Here is a 23,670-nt window from a genome sequence, read left to right as displayed (position 1 = left end):
TTTAAAATTGAAAATAAATAAAGTTATTAGATGTTGAGTAAAACAAGCTTATAAGCAGTATGATTACAGAAATAACAGCACCAAGTTTTATTGGTGTAAGTCTACGACCTAAAGTTTCTAGTTCTTGCTTTGATCTGTATAAATATAAATCTAAAGACATACCAATTATTAGCATAGATAAACCAGTAACAATGGCGTTAGTATCACCAATAAACGGAATTTTAAAATCGAAGAAAATTAGTTTTTTAATAATAACTCCTGCAGCTTCAAAATCTTTAGCTCTAAAAAATACCCAGGAGAGGAGTACTACCCAAAAAGGATATACGTAACCAAACCAACCAGCATTTTTAATTTTTAAGGCCGAGAATATAATTTTTTCACCTACAAGTAATAAACCATGAATGGCTCCCCAAATGGCGAAATTCCATGTGTTTCCATGCCAAAGACCTCCTAATATCATGGTGAGCATTAAGTTTCTAAAGGTAAAAAGTGCTGTACCACGACTTCCGCCTAAAGAGTAATATAAATAGTCACGTAACCAAGAAGAAAGTGATATATGCCATCGTTGCCAAATATCTGATATAGAATTTGAAAAATAAGGAAGGTTAAAGTTTTGATTAAATCTGAAGCCTAATAGTTTGGCACTACCAATGGCAATATCTGAATAACCTGCAAAATCAAAATATATTTGATACGAATAAAATATGGTAGCTAGAAGCAGTGTACTCGAGTTGTGTACGTCTGGACTAGCATAAATAGAATCTACATATACTCCTAAATTATCTGCAATTACTACTTTTCTAAATAAACCTACAGCAATTTGAAAAACACCATCATGAAACCATTTTTGTTTAAACTTTCGTACGCTCTCAATTTGCGGCATTAAGTTAGAAGCTCTTTCTATTGGTCCTGCAACTAACTGCGGAAACAAGCTTACAAATGTAAAAAAGGCAACAATGTTTTTTGTTGGTTTTAGTTTATCTCTATAAATATCTATAGTATAACTTAAGGTTTGAAAGGTATAAAAACTAATACCTACAGGAAGTATAATATTTAAGGTTACATGATCTACTTGCCAACCAAAAAGCAGCATCATTTCTGCAAAACTTTCGGTAAAAAAGTTGAAATATTTAAAAGCAGCTAAGAGGCCTAAATTAGAAAATAAACTTAAGCGTAGCCAGTTCTTTTTTGCTTTTGCAGAATTGGTTTCATAGATTTTAATTCCTATATAATAGTCTATAAAAGAGCTGTATATAATTAAAGAAAGAAAGGTCCAATCCCAATAGGCATAGAAGACATAGCTAGCAATTAGTAAAAGTAAATTCTGCTTTTTAAGGTCTTTATTAAGCAGCCAATACAGTATAAAAACTGTAGGTAGGAATATTAAGTATTCAATGGAGTTAAATAGCATAAGTTGTGGTTAGTTTAATAAAAAGTTCTTCATATTGATTAATAATTTTTTCACTATTAAAGTTGCTAACAACTATTTGGTTTACTGTTTTAGGAGAAAATGTATAGTGTTTGTTAAGTTTGGTTAGTTCCTTAACACATTCTTCTACTGTATTTACAATAAAACCGTTTTTACCAGTTACAATAATTTCATTTATTCCGCCAGGAGCATTAAATGCAATAATGGGTGTGCCAACAACGCAGCTTTCTATTAGAGCATTTGGGAAACCTTCAGAATAAGAACCAAGTAAAAACACATCACTCTTTCTTAAATACTCTTCTACATTTTTAGTGTAATCGATCTGAGTTACCTGATTTTCAATTCCTTTGGTGCGAATTAAATTTACAATATTTTCTTTTTCATTTCCATTTCCTATCATAAAATATTGAAAAGGAAATGCTAATTGCGACAATACTTCAATAATTCTGTCATGGCCTTTTTCTTTACTTAGCCTACCAACAGTAATGATTTGAAGCGGTTTGCTAGTGTCTCTTCCTTGCGTTTTAGGCGTTGTATTTGTTGTTATTGGGTTGTTAATTAAGGCTGTTTTGCTCTTTAAAACTCCGTAATTAGCAATCATATCTTCTTGCATGTCTTTAGATTGACATATTAAACAGTCTACTAATTGGTATGCTTTTACAATTAGTTTTTTAGACAAATTAAGTCGGTTACCTCTGTCATGTTGTGCTAATACACTTAAAACATTAGCCTCTCTAGCAACAAATTTTATTTTAGGAAATGCTATAGATATATATGCAATAATGGTGTTTAAATGAAATATAGAGCTTACTACCACATCTGGCTTTTGTTTTTTTAAATGTTTAGTAATGGCCAATACAGCTTTTAACACTCTTGCTTTATTTAAATAAACTACATGTAAATCATCGACTTGGTATACTGTATCTTTTTCAAAACCAACCACTAAAAGTGTCGCTTCAAAATTTTCTTTATTTAAATTTTTGGCTACAAAAGACAAAATACGCTCTGCACCACCAGCAGCTAGTGAGGGAATTACAAATGTTATTTTAATCTTTTTTTTGCTCATTATTGTATAGAAAAAGTGTTTCCGTTTTTATCTAACCATTGTTTAAGTACTAGTAATTTCCAGATTAGTGGATATCTATTCCATGTACCTTGCATGTGTTGGTTTATGCGTAATTGTACTTCTTTTACGTTTATATTTGGTATTTGTTTTAGGGTGTCTTCGGTTAAAGTATCTAGTACAAAATCTTTAAGATCTGCTCTAAACCAATTGGCAAAAGGCATTGTAAAACCAGCTTTTGGTCTGTTAAATATTTCTTTAGGTACATGCTCATAAAGCACATCTTTTAAAATGCGTTTTTGGTTGTTTTTTTGGTACTTAAACTCTGTAGGTAAGGATCGTGCAAACTCTACAATTCTATAATCTAAAAGAGGCGCTCTTGCTTCTAGAGAATAAGCCATTGTTGCTCGGTCTACTTTGGTGTTAATATCCCAATTTAAATAGGTTTTTAAGTCGAAATCTGAAATACGTTCGACTAAGTTTTTATTCGATTCTTTTAAGTATTTTACTTCGGAAACATTGGTGTAATCATTGGTGTTTTGTAACCAAGAATTATCAATTCCGCTACTAATAGCCAAGTATAAATCGTTTAACGAATCCTTTTGAAGCCCTTGCGCAATCATCTTTAATTTATAATACGGAAGACTTCCAATAAGCGTAGCTGCAAATTTTCTTAATCCGGAAGGAATAGCATAAAGTGCTTCTACTTGTTTCATCCATTTATAACGTGTGTAACCAATAAAACTTTCGTCTCCACCATCACCAGAAAGTGCTACTGTAACTTGTTTTCTAGTGTGCTTAGCTAATAACATTGATGGTATTGCAGAAGCATCAGCAAAAGGCTCATCATAATAATGACTAAAATTGTCTATTAAATCTAATCCTTCCGAATAATTACAATGTATCACGTGATGTTCTGTTTGTAAATGATCTGCTACTTGTTTTGCATATTTGCTTTCGTCAAATCCTTTTTCATCGAATTTTACAGAAAACGTTTTTATTTTACTATTTGTGCTTTTAGATGCTAAAGCAGCAATAGCAGAAGAATCTATTCCGCCAGAAAGAAATACACCAACTGGAACATCTGCAAATAAACGTATACTAGATGCGTCTTTAATTAAATAGGAGAGTTCTTGTTTTGCTTCTTCATAAGAGCCTGTAAATAGGCTGTTGTTGTTTTTTGAAATATCCCAATATTGTGATTTGCTAAAGGTGTTACTTGTTAAGTCTAAAGTAAAAGAGTAACCTGCTTCTAGTTTTTTTATTTGGTTAAATATAGAAAGCGGATCAGGTATATTTCCCCAAGTTAAATACTGTGAAATTGCTTTGCTAGATATGGATAAATTCTGGTGATGTAATTGAATAGATGAAATCTGACTTGCAAATTCAAAACCATTTTTGCCTAAATAGTAATAAAAAGGTTTTTGACCCATTCTGTCTCTAGCGCCAAATAAAAGTTGTTTTTTTTCGTCATAAATAACAAAGGCAAACATGCCATTTAGTTGTTTTATAAAATCCTGGCCATATTCAAGATAAGCAGCACAGATTACTTCTGTATCACTAGTTGTGTTGAAGGCATATCCTTGGTTTTGTAATTGTTTTTTTATTTCTAAAAAATTATAAATCTCGCCATTAAAAACAATATGTATGTGTTTGTAAATAAACGGTTGGTTAGATCTTGGATCTAGATCTATTATAGACAATCTATTATGGCCAAAAATGATGCTTTCGTTTTTACCAATAAAAGTAAAACGTGTAGCATCTGGACCTCTAAAAGAGGTTCTGGCAAGTTTTTCTTTTACTTGCTGAGGATTATATTTTATTGTTGAACCGTATATACCACACATAGTTATTCTGTTATTAAGTTTTCTTCATTTTCAGTATCCATACTAAGCCTTGTGTACAGCCATATGGTGAAAAATAGAATGATATAGTTGTAAAAATAATTATGCGAAACCATTAAATACGAAGCCATTATTAATGACATGTATAGGTATTCTGGATTGGTAGAAAAATGCCTCAGGCTTTTAAAAACCATACTAGTGTAAAATATAAACAATAGTAAAAAAGGAAGTATTCCAGCTTCGCCTAATACCATTAAATAAGTGTTATGTACACCAACTTTAATACCAACAGTATCTCCTTGATGTCCTTGCATAGATCCATAACCATTACCAATTAATGCATTGTTTAATATAGCGTCTGTATAAAGAGCCCAGGTTTCTTGTCTAGATTCTCTAGTTATGGTTGTGGTTTTTACTTCGCCTTCGCTAAAAAAACTTTCAAGCGCATTAAACCTATCTTTATTAAGTTGAAAAGCAGGAGTGTTTATAATAATAACAATACCTACTGCACCAACCAATAAGCCAATAATATTTTTTTTGTTGGCAAATAACGAGGTTATATTTACCAATAATAAAAGCAGTAAGAAATAACGAGAAAGTGTAGCAATACCTGCTAATGTGAATATTAATTGCGCAATTAATTTAAGCTTTTTGTTGGCTAATCTATAGGTAAAAGCAAAGCCTAAAATACAGACTAATCCTGCGCGATTAGGATTTATATAAAAACCAGCATATCTACCATATTCGTCAGAAAACACCAATGCGTTTAATATTACGCTCATAGCACCTATTACTAAATAAAAACAAGCTTGGGCATTTGTAGTGTTTTTAGCAACTTCTGTAACCGATAAAATAAATAAAAAGTACCTGAAAATATCTTTAATAAACATTTCTAATTCGCCTGTAAAGCTAAACCCAGAAATAGAGTAGTAGAGTATTCCTATTATTAGTAATGCAATTAATGGTTTACTTTTTTTAATGAAAAAATAGTACAATGCTAAAGAAACCAAAGAAAGTGCAGCTGCTAAAGAACCTAATGCAGGATTAAAGGATATTAAACCAAATGTAGGTAGGTTTAATATGGTTAATGCAAGTATGCTATGTTTTAGTATTTCTTTCATGTAGCTAAAACTTTTTGCTGATTTGTAGTGTACTTTAAATATACTAAACTTCTAAACATTTGTAATAAGGCTGTACATAATGCAATACCAAACACACCATAGTATTTCATTAAAACAATATCTAAAATGATGTTTAAGATGACTGTTACAAATGAAATGTAAGCCATAAAAGCGTTTTTATTAATACTGGTTAAAAATCTAACAATAATGTTTCCGCAGATAGTAAAAGGCAGGCCTATTAAAAACATACGTTGAATGTTTGCTACTATTTTGGTGTCTTCTGATGAAAATTCATTTCGTTCAAAAAATAATTCTACAATAAAATCTGAAAGAAGAATAAGCACTACGCTTACTACAATTAAGCCAAGAAATAAACGCTTTAAGATATAGTAGAGCTTTTTAAATGCTTCGTCTTTATTGCTTAAAGATAGTTTTGAAAAATAGGGAAGTAGCACGTTACCTAAAGCCATTACAATTATTGCCGTAAAAAATGCAGGAATACGTAATCCGTAATTTAAAGCAGTAATAGAACCTATAATTAGTTGTGCTGCAAAAAACTGATCTGTAACAGAAATTAATCCTGTTAAAAAGCCAGAAGATACTTTTGCAGGAACCTGCTTAAACATGGTTTGTGTATGCAAGCCTAAAAAATCGGGTTTAGAAATTTTTATAATTTGTTTGTGAATAGCTACTATTAGTAAAAAAATAAATTGTGCTATACTACCTATAAGCATACCAACAGCAAGTACTTTTTCTTGTAATTGTTCTTTAAAAAAAAGAAGACAAATTATCATGGCTATTGAAGTAAGTACAGGATATATAGATGCGAATTTAAACTCATCATAAATATTTAATAAGCCACTTAGTAAGGAGGCAAATCCCCAAAAAAGTATACAAGGTAAAAGATAGTATAACTGTGTTGTAATTAAAGCGTAGTATTCTGAGGTATGCCCTTTAAAAAAAGTTTCTAAAAAAACATCTGTAAATAAATACGATATAATAATAAATACACCTGCAACACTAAGTGTTATAATAAAACTAGCAGACTGAAAAGCGCCAAGATTGTTTGTAGATTTTTTTTCGGCTATATAATTGGGTATAAACACTGCTTTAAAAGCGTTTAAGAAAACCTCATTAATAAATCCTGGAAGCAGTGCAGCTATAAAAAAAGTGTCTAATAACTCAGACAAGCCAAAAGAACCAGCAACAATAATTTCTTTATAGAATCCTAGTCCTTTTACTAAAATACTAATTACAGCTACAGTAATAACATTAATTACAGTAGGATTTTTTATTGCCTTTTTAAAGGATGGTATGTAGTTGGTTATTTTCAATGAAATTTATAATAGTTTTTTTAAGGGCCAGCCAATGGTGAAAATGGTTTTTAATAACTTGCTTTTAATAGCTTTTTGATAGTCTTTTAATTTAAATTCTAAATATTGTGATGCTCTTAATAAGGTGTATACACGTTTTAAAAAGAGTAGTGGTTTTTTGTATAAATAGTCTTGATAATACCAGTTTAAAATAGATAAGGAATATATAGCCATACCAAAAGCGTCTTTTTCGTGATTTTGAATAGAAATAGCATTTTCAGTATCTAAATAATAGGTTCTTAGTGTTGTGTTTATGTATTTGGTTTCAAAGCCTTGTTTGGCAATGAGTTCCCAAATAACACCTTCAGGTATATAACCACGAGAAAAAATATTACTGTTAACCTGAATATTTTTTAGAACTTCAGTTTTAGTAAATCCCCATTTTTCTGAAGCATTGGGTTGCTCCATTTGTTGCTTAAAGGTGTTACTGTAATACGGAGAAGTTTTAAAAGGCTCACCAACTAAATTACCAAATTGATCATTACATAAACAAGTAACACCACTTATGGTTTTTTGTCTTTCTTTAGGTATAGCATCATATTCGTCTTTAAATACTTGTAAGGCATCTGCAGTACATTCATCATCCGAATCAAAAGGTAAAATAAAAGCTCCTTTAGCAATTTGTATAGCTTGCATAAAACAAGCCATTTTATGTTTATTAATGCTGTTGTTTATATAGTTTACAGGAAACGTGGCTGTTTTTATTAATTCTAAAGCTACTTCATGAGAGTTGTCTTTAGAGCCATCATTAATTAATACCAATTCAAAATCTTTAAAAGTTTGTGCATTTAAAGATTTAAAAACACGCGCTAGCGTATTTGCTCTATTGTAAATAGGAGTAAATATGGTAAACGTATAACTAAAGTTATGTTTTTCGTGTTCTTTATATGTAGGTAATAAATTAGTTAACTGCATTTTATTATAAAAATTTAGAAATTAACTCTTTCCATGTATTTGCTATAGATGGAGCTTCAAACGGTTTTGTGCTACGCATTGCTTTTTTACTAAATTGAGTTTGTAAATTGTTATTATTTATTAGTGTTGAAAGCTTTTGCTCTAATGTTAATTGATCTTTTACAGGAATTAAAAACCCGTTTTCACCATCATTAATAATTTCTGAAGGACCAGAAGGACAATTTGTAGCTATACAAGAAAGCCCAAAATACATAGCTTCAATTAACGCATTAGGAAAACCTTCGTAGTTAGACGGTAATACAAATATTTTAGCACTGTTATAATAAGCCGAAACATCTTTTACATTACCAATAAAGACTACGCTGTCGTTGATTTTTAAATCATCTACAAGTTGTTTGTAAGCTTCTTTTTTATTGCCTTCACCTATAAGTAAAAGTTTCCAGTCACCTCTTTTAATGTTTGCAAAAGCACGTATTAAAAGTTCTTGGTTTTTTTGCTCTGTTAATCTGCCAACACAAATTATATGGTTTGATTTTATAGTTTGTATATTTCTTTGTGCTACTAACTCTTCGGCTAATGGGTTATTAATAATTTTAACCTTTTCTTCTTGTACGTATTTAGTAAAAAAGTCTTTTATCTCTTTAGTTTGTATAACAAGTGCATTCGTTTTTGGATAAATAATCTTTCGCACTTTTACCCAAAAATTACTAATACTACCAAATTGCGGATGAATGCGTTCACTAATAATAGAAGGCACCTTGATTTGCTTGGCTATTAGTACACTATATATATTGGCTATGGTTGTAAAACCAATAATAATATCTGCCTTTTCTTTTAATATTACTTTTTTACAGGTGTTTTTTAATGCTAGATGATTAGCTATAGACTGAAAAAAAGAAGGAGTACTATTATATGTTTCTTTACAGAATACAACTTGTATTTCTGGGTTTAAATGGTAAAAAGGTTTACAAGCGTATAAAACCACAATAACTATATCAAAATCAAGTATTAGTTGATTAGTTAATGTAGAAACAACGCGTTCTGCACCTCCAGCTTTTAGGCTAGGTATTATAAAGGCAAGTTTTTTTCTTTTCAAAAAATTCTTGGTTGTACGATTAGGTACAAAGAGTAGTACATAATCTTGATTAATAGCTCAATAAATGTAATGTATTTTTAGATTTTAAAACAGTTAGTTAGTAGATATTAGATGAAATACCTCTTTTGTATATAAACTGTATTGTTATTTTTTCTTACACGTAGATTATCAGGTAATTAGCTTTTTTTATTTTTTTTTCAATAAAAAAATCTATTTTGCAATTACTTGCGTATATATACTTTGTTTGTGTACGTAAATTAGCTCGTAACAGATTGATTAAAAATCGATTAAGAGTGAATAAATGCCTACAAAATGCATAAAAAGTAATTCAATACTTACAAATAGAGTGTATTTCATCGAATAATTAGAATGTTTAAATTTTTTTATTTTCTTAAATTTTAGTTTAGCACCTGATTAATAGCAATATCCCTTAACAAAATGAATAAAAATTTAACGAAAAAGTTTCTGCCAAACAGAAAATTAAAAAAGGCATTATTATTTACTTTATTATCAAGTGTTACAGTTTTAAAAGCCCAAAATTATCCCGAACAAGAATTACTTTCTACAGTAAACTACGATTCTTACGAAGCACCTACAGGAGCATTCCCTGATTATTTAGAATCTTTTACCGAAAACTTATCTGGAAGTACAATTACCAGAATAAGCGATAAAAACGTTTTTGGTACCACTTCTATTAGAGTTAGACATAACTACGCTAAAGACCAAACATGGAATTCTGATGGGTCTTTAATTAAATTAGCAGGTTATCCAGCAGCAATTTTAGATGGAGAAACTTTTGAGTTTTTATACTGGAGAGATATACCATCTTATGGTAGATGGGCAAATACAGAACCTAATTATATGTATGGTACGCCTGGAAACCAGTTTGTTAAATTTAATGTGCTTAACAATACTAGAGTAACTTTAAGAACTTTTAGTGAATATTCTAGTTTAGATTTTGGTTACGGAGAAGGAAACCAGTCTAATGATGATAAATATGTTGGTTTAATTGGTCAAAACGGAAGCGATAGAACGCTAATAGTATATGATATTGAAGAAGATCAAATTGTTGGAACAAAAAATATAGGTTCTAGTGGTGATTTAGATTGGTTTTCTGTTTCACAATTAGGAAACTTTGCTGTTGTTTCTTGGAGAACAGATGGTTCTGGAGCTACTGCAGGTTTAAAATCTTACGATTTAAATTTTCAAAACGAAAGACATATATATGATATTACAGCGCATGGAGATTTAGGAATTGATGCATACGGAAACGATGTTATGGTTGCTTATGAAGGTCCTGATGGTTGGAGTAATGATTCTTACGTGTATTGTGCTCGATTAGATGGTCAAGGAGTAACTCCTTTATTTCAATACCCTGGAGGAATTTGGGGAGGACATATTAGTTGTAGAAACACAGATAGACCAGGTTGGGCTTATGTAAGTGAACAATGTTGTACTAGTCACGATGTTGCTTCTAGAGAAATTTTTGCCATTAAATTGGATGATTCAGGAATTATAGAGCGTTATACAAAACACAATAATGATGTTTCTCCAGGAAACGGACACTCTACTATGGCTGTTCCAAATAGAGATGGTACAAAAATTCTTTTTGCAAGTAATTGGGATGATAGTAGTATCATGCAAGATCCTAATCCTCCTGCTTGGGTTTTAGAATATCCACAATCGCTTTTAAGTACAAATGATAATGAAATAGAAGAAACTAGTAATGTGCTTTCTGTATTTCCTAACCCTACAAATAACGTAGTAACGGTTAAAGTGTCAGGACAAAACAATACAGTTTCTGCAATACAATTACACGATTTTTTAGGAAGAACCTTAATAAATAAGGTAGTTAATAATGAAAACACATTAACAGTAGATTTATCTTCTTATCCAACAGGTGTTTATTTATTATCTGTTGAGATTAACGGAAAAAAAGAAACAAAGAAAATTATTAGAAATTAGTCTTTCTAAACCACTAAAAAAAAAGCTTCATAAATATTTATGAAGCTTTTTTTTTACCATTTAATATTTTTTAAAGTAGCAATGCTATCACAATTTTCTACTGTAAGTATTACTTCTTCATCATCGATATAGCTTTCAATAGCATAAATACCACATGGTTTTTGTCTTGTATTACTCATACTAAAATCTACATCTCCTTTTAATAGTGCTTTTTTAATGGTAGCACTATCTAATTTTTTTTCAGAAATAACAGAGTATATAGAGTCACTATACACCAGTTTTTTAGTGTTTATGTTTTTTATAACTCTGGCTTCAGGACCATAAGCACAAGATGTTTTTTTTCCGTTTAAGAAAAAAGCTAAAAGTACTAATCCTATAGAGAAACCTCCTAGGTAATAACCTATACGTTGTATTAATTGCACAATTAAAAAATAAGTAAGTTAATATCGCTATGTTTTAAATCGAACCATTCACCAACAGATTTGTTAGTTAATATTCCGTGGTAAAAGTACAACCCATTTTTTAAACCTTTATCAAATCTTAAAGAATTTTCTAGTCCACCATCTTCTGCAATTTTTAAAAGATAAGGTGTAAACATATTACTAATTGAAATAGAGGCAGTTCTAGCATATCTTGCAGGAATATTTGGTACACAATAATGTATCACACCATGTTTCACAAAAGTAGGGTGTTTATGTGTTGTAACTTCACTAGTTTCAATACATCCTCCCATATCAATACTTACATCTATAATAACAGCACCTGTTTTCATATTGCTTACCATGCCTTCGGTTACCACAATTGGCGCTCTGTTTTTTCCTCTAATAGCACCAATGGCTACATCGCATCTTTTTAAGGCTTTTGCTAAATTTTTAGGTTGTAAGGTAGAAGTATAAATGGTCATACCTAAATTGGTTTGCATTCTTCTAAGTTTGGTAATAGAGTTATCAAACACCTTAACGTTAGCACCAAGACCAATAGAGCTTCTAGCAGCAAATTCACCAACAGTTCCAGCTCCAATAATAACCACTTCTATAGGAGGAACACCACTAATATTACCAAACATTAGTCCGTTACCTTCATTAACATTACTTAATAATTCTGAAGCAATTAAAACAGCAGAAGTTCCTGCAATTTCACTTAAAGAGCGTACAGCAGGATAAGAGCCAACTTCATCTCTAATAAATTCAAAAGCAAGAGCAGTAATGCGCTTATTGGCTAAAGTTTCAAAATATTTTTTTGATTGTGTTTTTAATTGTAATGCAGAAATTAAGATACTCTGCGGATTTATTAAGTTGATTTGCTCTGGAGTAGGAGGTTCAACTTTTAAAACTATGGGACAACCAAATACTTTTGCAGTATCATTGGTTATTTCTGCGCCAGCTTCACTATAATTTTTATCACTAAATTTTGCTCCTTCACCAGCACCTGTTTCCATTAAAACTCTATGTCCATTGCTAACAAGTGCAGAAACAGCGTCAGGAGTTAGGCATACACGTTTTTCTTGAAATGCGGTTTCTTTAGGTATACCTATAAAAAGATTTCCTTTTTGCTTAAAAACCTCAAGAGTTTCTTCTTGAGGTATTAATTGTTGTTTAGTAAAAGGGGATAATGGTTTAGACATATATTGACTAATTAGTTTATTAGTCAAATTACGAATATTTTTTTTAAATTTTAATAGCTAATTTCTAAAAATACTGTTTTACTTTTCCCCAAACATTTCTTGGGCGAACAGTAAACTCTTCTTCTAGATCTTCTAAAGTTTTATCTGCAGTATTAATTTTATCAAACATTTTAGCTCTTATAAGGTAAATAGACGGTATTACAATGGCCATAATTGGTACTAAATGTAATAACTGAAATTTATCTATATAAGTAATGTCTTCATTAATAATGGAAAATATTTGAAATATATACATGGCTATTGGTACTAATAAGGCATGATACCACCAATGGCGACAAGTAAAAAACCAAATTGTTATTAAAAATAAAGGAACAACCTTACCTGTTAAAGTCCAAGCTAAAACTAGAATATTTTGATAATAGTTACTATGGTAGGTAAAAAAGTAAGTGTCCCAGACTTTTATTTCTGGAACACTTTCATATAAATTAAATAATAGAGGAGTAGAAGCAATAATTGTAGCAATTATACTTCCAAGAATAACTCCATCTCGTTTACCCATTCGATGGGACTTTAATCTTCCATTTTTCAATTTTTGTTGTTGTTTGTCCATCAATGTCTAATAAATTTGTTGCTTGAGCTGTAAAGAACATACCTCCAAATAGTGCGAATGCGATTAAATACTTTTTTGTTTTCATAATTATAAGGGATTTTTAATTAATTAATACCCTAAAATTATATAAACATGCTTTTTCGAACTGAACGCAAATGTTAAAATTATGTTAAAAACAGTGTTTTCCAAATTTTCGGTTACGGTTTTACCATAAAAAATGACTTTTATACCGAAATATTGTAGGAAAATTATTTCAAATACTCATTTTTGACTTTTATTTCGGTCTAATTTATTATAATTTTTCTAGTATTATCCTCATTTATTTCTAAAAATATATTGGTTGTATTTTCAGGAAAGAATTCTGAAGCCAATTCTGGCCATTCTATAAAAACCCAAACGTCTTCTTGTAAGTATTCCTCAAAACCCATATTGTATAATTCCTCAACAGACTCCACTCTATATAAATCAAAGTGATAAATTTTGGTGTTTGTAGCATTGTACTCATTTACTAAAGAGTAGGTTGGGCTTTGTACTTCATCTGCACTTCCAATTGTTTTTACAAGAGATTTTATGAGTGTTGTTTTGCCAACACCCATAGAACCATGAAATAATATGATTTTACTTGTACTACTATTTAAAAGTGTATTAACAACCTTATCAAGGTCATTTATTGTATAGTTTAATTCCAATTTTTTAATATTTATTAAACAAAATTATACATATATATAAATAATAAAAACGAACCTAGATGTTTTTTATAGGTAATACGTTTATAAGAAAAAATACTATTTAGGATTTAAAACAACAAAAGGTATAATCATTTCTTCTAAAGAAACGCCTCCATGCTGGTAAGTGTTTCTGTAATAGCTTACATAATGGTTGTAATTATTTGGGTAAGCAAAAAACAAATCGTTTTTAGCAAAAATAAATGAACTATTCATAGATATAGATGGTAAATGAATGCTTTTTGGGTTTTTTGCTACTAATACGTCTTTGGCTTCATAAGATAAGCTTCTACCTGTTTTGTATCTTAGGTTTAAGCTAGTGTCTCTGTCTCCTATAACTTTTGAAGGATTTTTTACATTAATTGTACCATGATCTGTAGTTAATATTAGTTTAAAACCTAATTGTTGTGCTTGCTGAACCATTTCTAATAACGGAGAGTTTTTAAACCAACTTTGTGTTAAAGATCGGTAGGCTTTGTCATTAGAAGCCAATTCTTTTACTACATCCATTTCTGTTTTAGAGTGAGAAAGCATGTCTACAAAATTGTAAACCACAACTGTAAGATCGTTTTCTTTTAAGCTTTTAAAATTATCAACTAGTTTTTTACCATTTTTTAAATTGGTAATTTTATAGTATTCGTGCTTAAGGTTTGATAAGCCTAAACGCTTTAGTTGTTCTCTTAAAAAATCTTCTTCGTGTAAATTTTTACCACCTTCATCTGTATCGTTTTTCCAATATTCAGGATGCAGTCTTTCCATATCACTAGGCATTAATCCAGAAAAGATAGCGTTTCTAGCATATTGTGTGGCTGTAGGTAGTATGCTGTAAAAAGGAATCTCTTTTTCCTTCTTATAATAATTATTTATAATTGGCTCAAATGCTTTCCATTGGTCATAGCGTAAATTATCAATAACTACTAAAAGCGTAGGTTGCTCTTTACTAATTTCTGGAGCTATTTTATCTTTAAATAATGTGTGAGACATGGTAGGAGCATCTGTATGTGCTTCAAACCAAGAAGGGTAGTTTTTGTCTATAAATTTACCAAACTGTGTGTTGGCTTCATTTTTTTGAGACTCTAATATTTCAAACATTCCTATGTCTTCAATGTTTTCTAGTTGCAGTTCCCAATACACTAGTTTTTGGTATAATGCAGCCCATTCTTCAAAAGTGTTTACCATAGATAAATCCATAGCAATCTTTCTAAACTCTTGTTGGTAGTTGGATGTTGTTTTTTCAGATACTAATCTAGAATGGTCTAAGTTCTTTTTTAAACTTAATAATATTTGATTTGGATTTACTGGTTTAATAAGGTAATCTGCTATTTTGTTTCCTATAGCTTCTTCCATTATATATTCTTCTTCACTTTTGGTAATCATAACAATAGGAAGCGTGTCTTTTCTTTCTTTAATTTCGTTTAAAGTTTCTAGACCACTAAGTCCTGGCATGTTTTCGTCTAAAAAAACAATATCAAAATTAATATCGTCTAAAATTTCTAATGCTTCAGTACCACTTTTACAGGTAGTTACCTTATAATTTTTTTGTTCCAGAAAGATAATATGAGGTTTTAATAAATCTATTTCATCGTCAACCCAAAGAATATTTATATTGTTCATGTATATTTGTTTAGAAAATTGTAAAAAAATAAAGCTTGCATACTAATAACAAACTTAAAATATTAAACGACCCAATTTACGGATTTATTACTATACCAAATTCGTTAATTTTCGATTTAATTGAACATAAATATTTTCAAAGGTTACGCAGGATTACCCAAATGGGAATGTCTTACCTAGTATATCCTGGTGCACATCATACGCGTTTTCATCATGCTATTGGTTGTATGCATTTAATGCAAAAAACAGTGCAAGTGCTACGTTTTAAAGGGGTTGAAGTTTCTTTAGAAGAAGAAAACGCATTGCTTATTGCTATTTTATTACATGATATTGGTCATGGACCATTCTCTCATGCTATGGAGCATAGTATTGTAAATAATGTGTCTCATGAGGAAATTTCACTGCTTTTCATGGAAACTTTAAACACAGAGTTTAACGGAAGTTTAACGTTAGCCATTAAAATTTTTAAAGGAGAGTACCCTAGAAAATTCATGTGTCAGCTAATATCTAGTCAAATTGATATGGATAGAGCAGATTATTTAAAACGCGATAGTTTTTATACAGGAGTTGCAGAAGGTAATATTAATAGTGAGCGTTTAATTACCATGCTTAATGTGGTTGATGATAGTCTTGTTGTAGAAGATAAAGGTATTTATAGCGTTGAAAAGTTTTTGGTAGCCAGACGTTTAATGTATTGGCAAGTATACTTACATAAAACAAGTTTAGTAGCAGAACAATTATTAATAAGAGTTTTAAAAAGAGCTAAAGAATTAACATTTAAAGGTGTAAAATTAGAAGCAAGTAAACCGTTGCAGTACTTTTTAGAAAATGAAATTTCTTTAAATAATTTTAATGCTAAAACACTAAACACCTTTGCAATGCTTGATGATTATGATATTGTTTCGGCAATGAAAGCATGGCAATTTCATGAAGATTTTGTGTTGCGTAATTTATGCGAGATGATAATTAATAGAGATTTGCTAAAGGTGAAGTTAAAAAAGAAAAAAATTAAATCTCAAATACTAGAACAACACACTCAAAAGCTTATGCAAGCGCATAATATTTCACAAGAAGAAGCAGATTATTTTGTGTTTACAGGAGAGATTTCTAACCAAGCTTATGAGCAAAAAAAGCAAAAAATTAATATTTTACATAAAAACGGAAAAATAGAGGATATAGTAAAAGCATCAGACCAATTAAACCTTAAAGCCCTTTCAAAACCAGTAACTAAACACTATATATGCTATCCAAAGCTAAAACTATAACGTTGTTAACTACATTTTTCTTATTTTTGCTAGAATTACAAAAAAACTAAACAAATAATTGTGAAATTCACAGCAGAACAAATTGCCGGAATTTTAGAAGGAGACATTGTTGGTAACCCAGATGTTGAAGTCTCTAAACTTTCAAAAATAGAAGAAGGAACAGAAGGATCGCTTACGTTTCTTGCAAACCCTAAATACACGCCTTTTATATACTCTACAAGAGCATCTATAACTATAGTAAATAAAACTTTTGAACCAGAAAACAGCATTGAAACTACTTTAATTAAAGTAGAAGATGCCTATAAATCTTTTTCTAAATTATTAGAATATTATAATTTGGTAAAAACCAATAAAGTAGGTGTAGAGCAACCCTCATTTATATCAGAATCTGCAACGTATACAGATACTGCATATATAGGTGCTTTTTCATACATTGGTGAAAATGTAACTATAGCCGAAAATGTAAAAATATACCCAAATGTATATATAGGTGACAATGTTACCATAGGTGAAAATACCATTATTTTTGCAGGAGCAAAGGTATATTCAGAATGTGTTATAGGTCAAAATTGTGTGGTCAACTCTGGAGCAATTATTGGTGCAGATGGCTTTGGTTTTGCTCCTAATGAAAAAGGAGAATTCTCTAAAGTACCACAAACAGGAAATGTTATTCTAGAAGATTATGTAGATGTAGGAGCAGGAACAACAATAGATAGAGCTACTCTAGGTTCTACCTTAATTAAAAAAGGTGTTAAACTAGATAACCAAATACAAATTGCACACAATGTAGAAATTGGTAAAAACACAGTAATAGCTGCACAAACAGGAATTGCTGGTTCTACAAAAATTGGTGAAAACTGTATGATTGGTGGTCAAGTAGGTATTGTAGGACATATTACTATTGGTAATAATGTGAAAATTCAAGCGCAATCAGGTATTGGAAGAAACATAAAAGACAACCAAGTTTTACAAGGTTCTCCAGCGTTATCATATGCAGATTATAATAAATCTTATGTGCACTTTAAAAACCTACCAACAATTGTTAAAAATATTAATGAAATTGAAAAAAAAATAGATGGCAATAGTTAATACTAATATTAGACAAAAGACAATTAAAAATGAAATGTCTTTAATAGGTGTTGGTTTACATACAGGAAAAAATGTAAAATTAACATTCAAACCAGCTTCAGAAAATTTTGGATTCCGTTTTAAAAGAATTGATTTAGAAGGCGAACCAATTATTGAAGCAGATGCAAATTATGTTACTAGCACACAACGTGGAACTTGTTTAGAAAAAAACGGCGTAACTATCCAAACTTGTGAGCATGTACTAGCTGCTTTAATAGGTTTAGATATTGATAATATTCTTATTGAATTAGATGCCTCAGAACCACCAATTATGGATGGTTCTTCAAAATTCTTTATTGAGTCTTTAGAAAAAGCTGAAATTGTAGAACAAGATGCTACAAGACAAGAATATGTTGTAAATGATGTTATTAGCTATACCGATGAAGAGTCAGGAAGTGAAATTCTTGTAATGCCTGCAAAAGAATACCAAATAACTACTATGGTAGATTTTGGTACTAAGGTATTAGGAACTCAAAATGCTACACTTAACCAAATTTCAGATTTTAAAAATCAAATTGCAAATGCTAGAACTTTTAGCTTTTTGCACGAAATAGAAATGCTTTTAGAGCATGGTTTAATAAAAGGAGGGGACTTAAATAATGCTATAGTTTATGTAGATAAAGAATTATCTGCAGAAACAATGGAAAAACTAAAAGTAGCATTTAATAAAGAATCTATTGCTGTAAAATCTAATGGTATTTTAGATAACTTAACTTTACACCATCCAAACGAAGCGGCAAGACATAAATTGTTAGATGTTATTGGTGATTTAGCTCTAGTTGGTACAAGAATTAGAGGTAAAATTATAGCAAATAAACCTGGGCACTTTGTGAATACACAATTTGCTAAAAAATTATCTAAAATAATTAAAAACGAAAAACGTAATTACGTTCCTGATGTAGATTTAAATCAAAAACCATTAATGGACGTGAATCAAATAATGGATATGTTGCCACATAGACAACCTTTTTTGTTATTAGATAAAGTTTTTGAATTAAGTGACTCTCATGTACTTGGTATGAAAAACGTTACCATGAACGAAGAGTTTTTTAAAGGTCACTTTCCTGGTGCTCCAGTAATGCCTGGCGTTTTAATAGTAGAAGCTATGGCGCAAACAGGAGGTATATTGGTATTAAGTACAGTACCAGATCCAGAAAACTATCTAACTTTCTTTATGAAAATAGATAAAGTTAAATTCAAACAAAAAGTAGTTCCTGGAGATACTTTAATCTTTAAATGCGATTTAATTACGCCAATACGTAGAGGTATTTGTCACATGCAAGGTTATGCTTATGCAAACGGAAAATTATGTGCAGAAGCAGAACTAATGGCACAAATATCTAAAGTAAAATAATAAATAAAAAAATGAATCAACCTTTAGCTTACGTACATCCTGGCGCAAAAATTGCAAAAAATGTAGTTATAGATCCTTTTACAACCATACATAACAATGTTATTATTGGTGAGGGAACATGGATTGGTAGTAATGTTACTATCATGGAAGGTGCTCGAATAGGTAAAAATTGTAATATTTTTCCTGGAGCAGTAATTTCTGGTGTGCCTCAAGATTTAAAATATAAAGATGAAGATACACTTACCATTATTGGTGATAATGTTACCATTAGAGAATGTGTAACTATTAATCGTGGTACTACAGACAAAATGAAAACCGTAATTGGTGACAATTGTTTAATTATGGCATATTGCCATATTGCGCATGATTGCGTGGTAGGAAATAATTGTATATTCTCAAACAATAGTACTCTAGCAGGACATATAACTGTAGGAGATTATGTAGTATTAGCAGGTATGACTGCTGTACATCAATTTTGTTCTATTGGTAATCATGCCTTTGTAACAGGAGGATCTTTAGTACGAAAAGATGTGCCTCCTTTTGTAAAAGCGGCTCGTGAACCTCTATCTTATGTAGGAATCAATTCTGTTGGTTTAAGAAGAAGAGGCTTTGCAACCGAAAAAATAAGAGAAATTCAAGATATATACAGAATTTTATATCAAAAAAATTATAATAACACACAAGCTTCAGATTTAATTGAAGCAGAAATGGAAGCAACTCATGAACGTGATGAAATTCTTCAATTTATTAGGAATTCGCATCGTGGTATTATGAAAGGTTACTTCAAATCAAACTAATAATAAAATAAATTAAAAGATACCCACTTTCTTGGGGATTACTATGGCAACAACTTCAGATATTAGAAACGGACTTTGTATAAGATATAACAACGATATTTATAAAATTGTTGAATTTTTACACGTAAAACCTGGTAAAGGACCTGCTTTTGTTAGAACAAAAATGAAAAGCGTAACTACTGGTAAAGTATTAGATAATACTTTTTCTGCAGGTCATAAATTAGAAGATGTACGTGTAGAAACACATAAGTTTCAATTCTTATACAATGATGGTGATTTTTATCATTTTATGAATGAAGCAGATTATACGCAAATTCAATTAACAGAAGCTGCTCTAGACAAACCAGAATTAATGAAAGAAGGTGAAGTGGTAACAGTTATCATTAATACAGAAGATAATGCACCTTTATCTGTAGAAATGCCTGCAAGTGTAATTCTTGAAGTAACAGCTACAGAACCAGGAGTTAAAGGAAATACTGCAACAAACGCTACAAAACCAGCAACTGTTGAAACAGGAGCTACTGTAAATGTACCTTTATTTATTAATGAAGGAGACAGAATTAAAGTAGAAACAGAAAAAGGAACGTACAAAGAGCGTGTTAAAGATTAATAAATAAGTTAGCAGCAAGCAATCTTTACTAGGTACCAAAGCTAACTAATAGATTGCTTGCAAATAACTGTACACTTAAATATGAAATTTCCAAAACCACATACGCTTCAACAAATTGCAGATTTAATAGATTGTAAATATGTTGGAGATGCTAATTTTCAAGTTCTTGGTATTAATGAAATTCATGTAGTAGAAGCTGGTGACGTTGTATTTGTAGACCATCCTAAATACTATGATAAAGCATTACAATCTGCAGCAACTATAGTATTAATAAACAAAGAAGTAGCATGTCCAGAAGGTAAAGCACTACTTATAAGTGACGATCCTTTTAGAGATTTTAATAAAATCACACAGCATTTTAAGCCATTTCAAGCTTCAAATGTAGCTATATCACCTTCAGCAACCATAGGTGAAAATACCATTATACAACCCAATTGTTTTATTGGTAATAATGTAACTATAGGAGATAACTGCGTTGTTCATTCTAATGTAAGTATTTATGATGATACTGTAATTGGTAACCATGTAACCATTCAAGCTGGAACTGTTTTAGGTGCATCTGCATTTTATTATAAAAACAGACCAGAAGGTTTTGATCCTTTAATTTCTGGAGGAAGAGTCGTTATTAAAGACCATGTAGATATAGGTGCACTTTGTACTATAGATAAAGGGGTTACAGGAGATACCACTATAGGTGAAGGTTCAAAACTAGATAACCAAATTCAAGTAGGTCATGATACTGTAATAGGTAAAAAATGCTTAATAGCATCACAAACAGGTATTGCTGGTTGTTGTGTTATTGGTGATGAAGTTACTATTTGGGGACAAGTAGGAACAACTAGCGGAATTAGCATTGGCGAAAAAGCTGTAATCTTAGGGCAAACAGGAGTTACTAAATCTGTAGAAGGAGGTAAGTCTTATTTTGGTACACCTATAGAAGAATCTAGAGTAAAACTTAAAGATTTAGCATACGTGAAAAAAATACCAGAAATCATTAAGCAATTAAAAAACAAATAGTTAGTCGCTTTAAAGGAGTTTTGTTATAAGAATTACATCCGGAAATTAAATGGTATTGCATTAAAAATAAATTATAGAAAAACTATAGTTTTTTAATACTTACTTAAAAGACAAAATACTTAAAATTAGATAAACTATTTTAAAGCATTGGACTAGCAGGTAGTAGGTATAAAAATAAAATTCTTTTTAGTAAATAAATAGACAAATCACTTTATAATTTCTTTTCAAAAACTTACTTTTGCAATAAGAATTCTAAAGAATATCTTAATTAAACATTAAACAATTTTAATCTAAATATAAATGAGCGTTTTAGTAAATAAAAATTCAAAAATAATAGTTCAAGGATTTACTGGTAGTGAAGGTACTTTTCACGCTGGTCAAATGATTGAATACGGAACAAATGTTGTTGGTGGAGTTACTCCAGGAAAAGGTGGTCAAACACATTTAGATAAACCTGTTTTTAATACTGTTTCTGAAGCAGTAGAAAAAGTAGGAGCAGATACAACCATTATTTTTGTACCACCAGCTTTTGCTGCTGATGCTATTATGGAAGCTGCTGATGCAGGAATTAAAGTAATTATTACTATTACTGAAGGTATTCCAGTTGCAGATATGATTAAAGCTGCTGCATATATTCAAGATAAAGATTGTAGATTAATAGGGCCTAACTGTCCAGGAGTTATTACTCCAGGTGAAGCAAAAGTTGGTATTATGCCAGGATTTGTATTCAAACAAGGAAAAGTTGGTATTGTATCTAAATCAGGTACATTAACGTATGAAGCTGCAGACCAAGTGGTAAAACAAGGTTTAGGTATTACTACTGCTATTGGTATTGGAGGAGATCCTATCATTGGTACTACAACTAAAGAAGCTGTGGAGTTATTAATTAACGATCCAGAAACAGAAGCTGTAGTTATGATTGGTGAAATTGGAGGTCAATTAGAAGCAGATGCTGCTAACTGGTATAAAGCTAGTGGAAGTAAAAAACCAGTTGTAGGTTTTATTGCTGGTGAAACTGCTCCTGCAGGACGTACAATGGGTCACGCTGGTGCTATTGTTGGTGGTAGTGATGATACTGCTCAAGCTAAAAAAGCTATTATGAGAGAATGTGGTATTCACGTAGTAGATTCTCCTGCTGAAATTGGTAAAAAAGTTGCTGAAGTTTTAGGATAAGCAATCACATAAATATGTTAAAAACCTCACATTTTTTTGTGAGGTTTTTTTATTTGAAGCAAATTGTATTTGTTATATTTGAATTTAATAAATAGCCATACCTATTTTATTAGAATATTAAGATATTCGTGAAATAGAGGCAAAAAAGTAAGTAAATGAAATTATTAGAAGGAAAAACAGCCATTATTACTGGTGCAAGTAGAGGTATTGGTAAAGGTATAGCTCAAGTTTTTGCACAACAAGGTGCAAATGTGGCTTTTACATATAGTTCATCTGTTGAAGCTGCTAATGCACTTGAAAAAGAATTAAATGCTTTAGGTATTAAAGCAAAAGGATACAAAAGTAATGCAGCAAATTTTGAAGAAGCGCAAAAACTTGCAAGTGATGTAGTTGCAGAATTTGGTAGTATAGATATACTTATCAATAATGCAGGAATCACTAAAGACAATCTATTAATGCGTATTAGCGAAGAAGATTTTGATAAGGTGATTGAAGTAAACTTAAAGTCTGTTTTTAATATGACCAAAGCGGTACAACGTACTATGTTGAAGCAACGTAAAGGTTCTATTATTAATATGAGTTCTGTTGTTGGTGTAAAAGGAAACGCAGGACAAACTAACTATGCTGCTTCAAAAGCAGGAATTATAGGGTTTTCTAAATCGGTAGCCTTAGAGCTTGGTTCTAGAAACATTAGAAGCAACGTGATTGCTCCTGGTTTTATTGAAACCGAAATGACAGCAAAACTAGACGAAGAAACCGTTAAAGGATGGAGAAATGCTATTCCTTTAAAACGTGGTGGTACTCCTGAAGATATTGCAAACGTTTGTGTTTTTCTAGCAAGTGATATGTCTGCTTACGTTACAGGGCAAACCTTAAACGTTGATGGAGGAATGTTAACCTAATTCATTTCTACTTAGGTGGAAGTTTAACTCATTTAAATAGTATCA

The 23,670-nt window shown here is 30.7% G+C and carries 22 protein-coding genes; 9 read left to right on the top strand and 13 right to left on the bottom strand.

Annotation, left to right across the window (positions count from 1 at the left end):
- Nucleotide 1: 1 nt before the first annotated feature.
- From ACFSSB_RS04410 to ACFSSB_RS04380, 7 genes are read right to left on the bottom strand one after another with little or no spacing between them, the layout of a single operon-like run.
- Entirely contained in the window at nt 2-1,411 is a 1,410-nt protein-coding gene (locus ACFSSB_RS04410) for an MBOAT family O-acyltransferase (protein WP_379901381.1), read from the bottom strand.
- Nucleotides 1,401-2,495: a glycosyltransferase gene (locus tag ACFSSB_RS04405; protein ID WP_379901379.1), complete on the bottom strand. Its 1,095-nt coding sequence runs from the start codon at nt 2,493-2,495 to the stop codon at nt 1,401-1,403. Before ACFSSB_RS04405 ends, ACFSSB_RS04410 begins: the two co-directional genes overlap by 11 nt.
- Nucleotides 2,495-4,339: an asparagine synthase (glutamine-hydrolyzing) gene (asnB, locus tag ACFSSB_RS04400; RefSeq protein ID WP_379901377.1), complete on the bottom strand. Its 1,845-nt coding sequence runs from the start codon at nt 4,337-4,339 to the stop codon at nt 2,495-2,497. The genes ACFSSB_RS04405 and asnB overlap by 1 nt, the downstream gene beginning before the upstream one ends.
- A 2-nt stretch (nt 4,340-4,341) precedes the next feature.
- Nucleotides 4,342-5,457 (bottom strand): O-antigen ligase family protein, encoded by a 1,116-nt coding sequence (locus ACFSSB_RS04395; protein WP_379901375.1) that lies wholly within the window; start codon nt 5,455-5,457, stop codon nt 4,342-4,344.
- Nucleotides 5,454-6,791 carry a murein biosynthesis integral membrane protein MurJ gene (gene murJ, locus ACFSSB_RS04390; protein WP_379901373.1) on the bottom strand — a complete coding sequence of 446 codons (1,338 nt, stop codon included), beginning with the start codon at nt 6,789-6,791 and terminating at the stop codon, nt 5,454-5,456. Before murJ ends, ACFSSB_RS04395 begins: the two co-directional genes overlap by 4 nt.
- Before the next feature lie 6 nt (nt 6,792-6,797).
- Entirely contained in the window at nt 6,798-7,745 is a 948-nt protein-coding gene (locus ACFSSB_RS04385; protein ID WP_379901371.1) for a glycosyltransferase family 2 protein, read from the bottom strand.
- Nucleotides 7,746-7,749: 4 nt separating this feature from the next.
- Nucleotides 7,750-8,841 (bottom strand): glycosyltransferase family 4 protein, encoded by a 1,092-nt coding sequence (locus ACFSSB_RS04380; protein WP_379901369.1) that lies wholly within the window; start codon nt 8,839-8,841, stop codon nt 7,750-7,752.
- Nucleotides 8,842-9,279: 438 nt separating this feature from the next.
- On the opposite strand from ACFSSB_RS04380, the gene ACFSSB_RS04375 reads away from it, so the two are divergent.
- Complete coding sequence (locus ACFSSB_RS04375) at nt 9,280-10,806, top strand: T9SS type A sorting domain-containing protein (RefSeq protein WP_379901366.1); 1,527 nt, start codon at nt 9,280-9,282, stop codon at nt 10,804-10,806.
- Between the two features lie 53 nt (nt 10,807-10,859).
- Here the strand turns inward: ACFSSB_RS04375 and ACFSSB_RS04370 are convergent, their stop codons facing one another.
- From ACFSSB_RS04370 to porX, 6 genes are all read right to left on the bottom strand, one after another.
- Entirely contained in the window at nt 10,860-11,228 is a 369-nt protein-coding gene (locus ACFSSB_RS04370) for a hypothetical protein (RefSeq protein ID WP_379901364.1), read from the bottom strand.
- A gap of 2 nt (nt 11,229-11,230) precedes the next feature.
- The gene (locus ACFSSB_RS04365) at nt 11,231-12,430 is read right to left on the bottom strand and encodes an alanine dehydrogenase (RefSeq protein ID WP_379902137.1); all 1,200 of its coding nucleotides are present in this window, start codon (nt 12,428-12,430) and stop codon (nt 11,231-11,233) included.
- 64 nt (nt 12,431-12,494) lie between these two features.
- Nucleotides 12,495-12,989, bottom strand: coding sequence for a hypothetical protein (locus tag ACFSSB_RS04360; protein WP_379901361.1), 495 nt, complete (start codon nt 12,987-12,989; stop codon nt 12,495-12,497).
- On the bottom strand, nt 12,982-13,125 hold the full coding sequence (locus tag ACFSSB_RS04355) for a hypothetical protein (protein WP_379901359.1): 144 nt from the start codon (nt 13,123-13,125) through the stop codon (nt 12,982-12,984). The genes ACFSSB_RS04360 and ACFSSB_RS04355 overlap by 8 nt, the downstream gene beginning before the upstream one ends.
- 199 nt (nt 13,126-13,324) lie before the next feature.
- Nucleotides 13,325-13,729, bottom strand: a complete 405-nt coding sequence (gene tsaE, locus ACFSSB_RS04350; protein ID WP_379901356.1) for a tRNA (adenosine(37)-N6)-threonylcarbamoyltransferase complex ATPase subunit type 1 TsaE — start codon at nt 13,727-13,729, stop codon at nt 13,325-13,327.
- 96 nt (nt 13,730-13,825) lie between these two features.
- Nucleotides 13,826-15,379, bottom strand: coding sequence for a T9SS response regulator signal transducer PorX (gene porX / locus ACFSSB_RS04345; protein WP_379901354.1), 1,554 nt, complete (start codon nt 15,377-15,379; stop codon nt 13,826-13,828).
- Between the two features lie 35 nt (nt 15,380-15,414).
- Between porX and ACFSSB_RS04340 the strand changes: the two genes are divergently transcribed.
- From ACFSSB_RS04340 to fabG, 8 genes are all read left to right on the top strand, one after another.
- The gene (locus ACFSSB_RS04340; protein ID WP_379901350.1) at nt 15,415-16,644 is read left to right on the top strand and encodes an HD domain-containing protein; all 1,230 of its coding nucleotides are present in this window, start codon (nt 15,415-15,417) and stop codon (nt 16,642-16,644) included.
- A 60-nt stretch (nt 16,645-16,704) separates the two neighbouring features.
- The gene (gene lpxD, locus ACFSSB_RS04335) at nt 16,705-17,733 is read left to right on the top strand and encodes a UDP-3-O-(3-hydroxymyristoyl)glucosamine N-acyltransferase (RefSeq protein ID WP_379901348.1); all 1,029 of its coding nucleotides are present in this window, start codon (nt 16,705-16,707) and stop codon (nt 17,731-17,733) included.
- Nucleotides 17,720-19,126 carry a bifunctional UDP-3-O-[3-hydroxymyristoyl] N-acetylglucosamine deacetylase/3-hydroxyacyl-ACP dehydratase gene (locus ACFSSB_RS04330; protein ID WP_379901346.1) on the top strand — a complete coding sequence of 469 codons (1,407 nt, stop codon included), beginning with the start codon at nt 17,720-17,722 and terminating at the stop codon, nt 19,124-19,126. Before lpxD ends, ACFSSB_RS04330 begins: the two co-directional genes overlap by 14 nt.
- An 11-nt stretch (nt 19,127-19,137) precedes the next feature.
- A complete protein-coding gene (lpxA, locus tag ACFSSB_RS04325; RefSeq protein WP_379901343.1) occupies nt 19,138-19,923 on the top strand; it encodes an acyl-ACP--UDP-N-acetylglucosamine O-acyltransferase in 786 nt (261 codons plus the stop codon).
- Between the two features lie 43 nt (nt 19,924-19,966).
- Complete coding sequence (gene efp / locus ACFSSB_RS04320; RefSeq protein WP_379901341.1) at nt 19,967-20,533, top strand: elongation factor P; 567 nt, start codon at nt 19,967-19,969, stop codon at nt 20,531-20,533.
- Between the two features lie 81 nt (nt 20,534-20,614).
- Entirely contained in the window at nt 20,615-21,550 is a 936-nt protein-coding gene (locus ACFSSB_RS04315) for a UDP-3-O-(3-hydroxymyristoyl)glucosamine N-acyltransferase (protein ID WP_379901339.1), read from the top strand.
- 300 nt (nt 21,551-21,850) lie between these two features.
- On the top strand, nt 21,851-22,723 hold the full coding sequence (sucD, locus tag ACFSSB_RS04310) for a succinate--CoA ligase subunit alpha (RefSeq protein ID WP_379901337.1): 873 nt from the start codon (nt 21,851-21,853) through the stop codon (nt 22,721-22,723).
- Between the two features lie 155 nt (nt 22,724-22,878).
- Nucleotides 22,879-23,625 (top strand): 3-oxoacyl-[acyl-carrier-protein] reductase, encoded by a 747-nt coding sequence (gene fabG, locus ACFSSB_RS04305; protein WP_379901335.1) that lies wholly within the window; start codon nt 22,879-22,881, stop codon nt 23,623-23,625.
- The last annotated feature ends 45 nt before the right edge of the window (nt 23,626-23,670 follow it).

The sequence above is a fragment of the Lacinutrix gracilariae genome (assembly GCF_042684485.1).
Classification (GTDB): domain Bacteria; phylum Bacteroidota; class Bacteroidia; order Flavobacteriales; family Flavobacteriaceae; genus Oceanihabitans; species Oceanihabitans gracilariae.
Note: the sequence above shows the minus strand (reverse complement) of the source record. Positions and strands in the feature narration are given on the sequence as shown.